This is a genomic window from Bradyrhizobium sp. AT1 (genome assembly GCF_001590795.1).
Taxonomy (GTDB): Bacteria; Pseudomonadota; Alphaproteobacteria; order Rhizobiales; family Xanthobacteraceae; genus Bradyrhizobium.
Genome location: NZ_JXDL01000001.1, coordinates 5061889 through 5065354, shown reverse-complemented (window position 1 = coordinate 5065354; position 3466 = coordinate 5061889). Strand labels below are relative to the sequence as shown.

The window sequence follows — 3466 nt, the reverse complement described above, 5'->3', positions numbered from 1 at the left end:
GCGGCCTCGGTCTAACCTCTCCCGCCTACGGGAGAGGTCGCGCCAAAGGCGCGGGTGAGGGCTCTCTCCTCTTGGGTGTTCTCGCCAGCGGAGACACCCTCTCCCCAACCCTCTCCCGCAAGCGGGAGAGGGAGCGCACCGTCGCTCCGGCATGACACTCGCGCCTCAGAGCATCAAGACGACGATCCCCCCAGCCTATTGGGCCGGCATCGCGCTGCTATTGCTGGCGGCGCAGGCCGCGATCCTGTTCGCGATGGGGCGGGTGCCGATCTGCACCTGCGGCTACGTCAAGCTGTGGCATGGCGTGGTGAACAGCTCGGAGAACTCGCAGCACATCGCCGACTGGTACACCTTCTCGCACATCCTGCACGGCTTCCTGTTCTACGGCCTGACCTGGCTGCTGTTCGCGCGGCTGCCGCTGCTGCCTCTGTCCTGGCCGGCCCGGCTGATCGTCGCGATGCTGATCGAAGGCGCCTGGGAGATCGTCGAGAATTCTCCCTTCATCATCGAGCGCTACCGCGCCGGCACGATTTCGCTGGATTATTTCGGCGACAGCATCGTCAACTCGGTCTCGGACAATCTGGCGATGGTGCTGGGATTCCTCGCCGCTCGTCTGATGCCAGTCTCGATGACGGTCCTGATCGGCCTCGCCTTCGAGATCATGCTGGCGCTCCACATTCGCGACAATCTGACGCTCAATATCCTGATGCTGATCCATCCGATCGAGGCCGTGAAGCAGTGGCAATCCGGTCCGCCGATCATCTGACGGCCAAAAAAGCGGCTTGTCCCAACCCGCATCTGACCCTAGCTAAGGCCCCATGACAGACTTCTCTCCCCGCGAAATCGTTTCCGAACTCGACCGTTTCATCGTCGGCCAGGCCGATGCCAAGCGCGCCGTCTCGATCGCGCTGCGCAACCGCTGGCGCCGGCAGCAGCTCGAAGGCTCGTTGCGAGAAGAAGTGCTGCCGAAGAACATCCTGATGATCGGCCCCACCGGCGTCGGCAAAACGGAAATCGCGCGGCGACTGGCAAAACTGGCCAACGCGCCGTTCCTCAAGGTGGAAGCCACGAAATTCACCGAGGTCGGCTATGTCGGCCGCGACGTCGAGCAGATCGTGCGCGATCTCGTCGAAGTCGCGATCGCCCAGGTCCGTGAGAAGAAGCGCAAGGACGTGCAGGCCCGCGCGCAACTCGCCGCCGAAGAGCGCGTGCTCGACGCGCTGGTCGGCGCCAATGCCTCTTCCGCGACGCGCGAATCCTTCCGCAAGAAGTTGCGCGCCGGCGAGCTCAACGACAAGGAAATCGAGGTCGAGACGCAGTCGTCCGGCAGCGGCATGCCGATGTTCGAAATCCCGGGCATGCCGGGCGCGCAGATGGGCGCGATCTCGATCGGCGACATTTTCGGTAAGCTCGGGGGCCGCAGCAAGACGCGGCGGCTGACCGTGGAAAGCTCGCACGAGATCCTCGTCAACGAGGAATCCGACAAGCTGCTGGATACCGATCAGCTGACACTGGAGGCGATCAGCGCGGTCGAGAACAACGGCATCGTGTTCCTCGACGAGATCGACAAGATCTGCGCGCGCGAAGGCCGCGCCGCCGGCGACGTCTCGCGCGAGGGCGTGCAGCGCGATCTGCTGCCGCTGATTGAGGGCACCACGGTCTCGACGAAGCATGGCGCGGTGAAGACCGACCACATCCTGTTCATCGCTTCCGGCGCCTTCCACGTCGCGAAGCCGTCCGACCTGCTGCCGGAATTGCAGGGCCGCCTGCCGATCCGCGTCGAATTGCAGGCACTGACCCGCGACGACATGCGCCGCATCCTGACCGAGCCCGAGGCCTCGCTGATCAAGCAATATGTCGCCTTGATGCACACCGAAGGCGTGACGCTCGACATCACCGACGGCGCCATCGACGCGCTCGCCGACGTCGCGGTCGCTGTCAATTCCACTGTCGAGAACATCGGCGCCCGGCGGCTGCAGACCGTGATGGAGCGGGTGCTGGACGAGATCTCCTTCACCGCCCCCGACCGCAGCGGCGAGACCGTCAAGGTGGACGCCGATTTCGTGCAGAAGCACGTCGGCGATCTCGCCAAGAACGCGGATTTGAGCCGGTTTATTTTGTAATTCGGCCACGGTCGGCTATCTATCTGCTGTCGTCCCCGCGAACGCGGGGACCCGTAACCACAATCGGTCCTTGTTAGAGCAGATGGCGGCTCCGATCCCGGCACACACGACCTCCTGTGGTTATGGGTCCCGGGTCGCGCTTCGCTTGCCCGGGACGACAGCGGAGTTTGGCGCGTGGCTGGTGTCGCGTGCCCGCTAACATCCTGCAAAATCCCTGGCGCCTGCTGCTCGCGATCAACGCGGCGGTGATCGTCGGCGTGTTCGTTCACAAGATCCAGCTGCCGCCTTACGTCCCCTACATCCACCTCCTGGTCGACTACCATTTCGGCTTCATCAAGCGCGCGCTGATCGGGGCAGCCGTCGCGCTGTTCACCGACAAGGTGCCGGTGTGGCTGGTGTTCGCGCTCGGCGGCGTGACGTGGCTGGTGACACTTGGGCTTTACGCAAGGCTGTTTCAGAAGACGTTTGGCTTCACCGCAAAGACGCTGCCGCTGTTCGTGTTCATCGCGGGCTCGCCGTTCTTCCTGAAGAATTTCATGCACACGCTCGGCCATTTCGACATCTATGGCTGCGCGTTCGCGCTCGTCCTGCTGCTGATGCCGTCGCGCTCGCTGCTGTTCGTCGCCACGGCTGCGCTGTTCTCGATCATTCTCGTGCTGATCCACCACATTCATCTCTTGATGTATGTGCCGACGATCGTCACCATCGTCGTGATCAGGCACTACCTCGCTCACGGGCTCAGTCGCGGCAATATCGCATTCGGTCTCCTCGCCCTCGCGATCGTCTCCGCGCTGTTCTTCGCCGCGCAATTTTGGGGAACGATGCCGATCCCGGAAGCGGACTTCGTCGCGTACCTGCAAACGCGGATGGCCGATCCGTCGCACACCGACCTCTTGCAATTCGCCTACATCTGGTACCAGCCGCTGGCGAAGGAAGTTTCCGACACCTGGGGCCGCCTGCCGCACAACAGCCTCGGCATACCTGTGTTCGCGTTGCTGATCTGGCTGCACACGCCGCTGTGGCGTTTCCTCGCGAAGCTGATCGGCTCGCTCGCCAGCGCGACGTACCGCCGCCTCGTCATCGCGGCGCTGATCGGCATCAGCCTCGCCTATCTCGTGATGTTCGCGATGGTGTTCGACTATTCGCGCTGGATCTCGAACTGGGCGGTCTGCATGTTCCTGATCCTGCATGCGGTGAAGATGCTGCCGGCCGCGCGGGAGACGGCGCTGATTCCGCCTGACGACCGGAAGACAAACATCTTCGGCCTGATCATCACGCTGGTCCCCCGCGTCGGAATCATCCGGCCGTTCTGATGGCAAAAACTGAGGCGCAACCTCGGAGAC

At 63.4% G+C, this 3466-nt stretch carries 3 protein-coding genes; all 3 read left to right on the top strand.

The features are described 5' to 3' along the window. Positions 1 to 151 precede the first annotated feature (151 nt). The 3 genes from SE92_RS23520 to SE92_RS23510 all read left to right on the top strand — a co-directional run bounded on the left by SE92_RS23520 (position 152) and on the right by SE92_RS23510 (position 3436). On the top strand, positions 152 to 766 hold the full coding sequence (locus tag SE92_RS23520) for a DUF2585 domain-containing protein (protein ID WP_063198752.1): 615 nt from the start codon (positions 152 to 154) through the stop codon (positions 764 to 766). Positions 767 to 818: 52 nt separating this feature from the next. Next, entirely contained in the window at positions 819 to 2123 is a 1305-nt protein-coding gene (gene hslU, locus SE92_RS23515) for an ATP-dependent protease ATPase subunit HslU (protein WP_063198750.1), read from the top strand. 188 nt (positions 2124 to 2311) lie between these two features. Next, positions 2312 to 3436, top strand: coding sequence for a hypothetical protein (locus SE92_RS23510; RefSeq protein WP_063198749.1), 1125 nt, complete (start codon positions 2312 to 2314; stop codon positions 3434 to 3436). Positions 3437 to 3466: the final 30 nt, after the last annotated feature.

What these genes read in the sequence shown, in the direction of transcription:
- SE92_RS23520 (WP_063198752.1), top strand. Translation starts at nt 152, where the DNA reads ATGACACTCGCGCCTCAGAGCATCAAGACGACGATCCCCCCAGCCTAT.
- hslU (WP_063198750.1), top strand. Translation starts at nt 819, where the DNA reads ATGACAGACTTCTCTCCCCGCGAAATCGTTTCCGAACTCGACCGTTTC.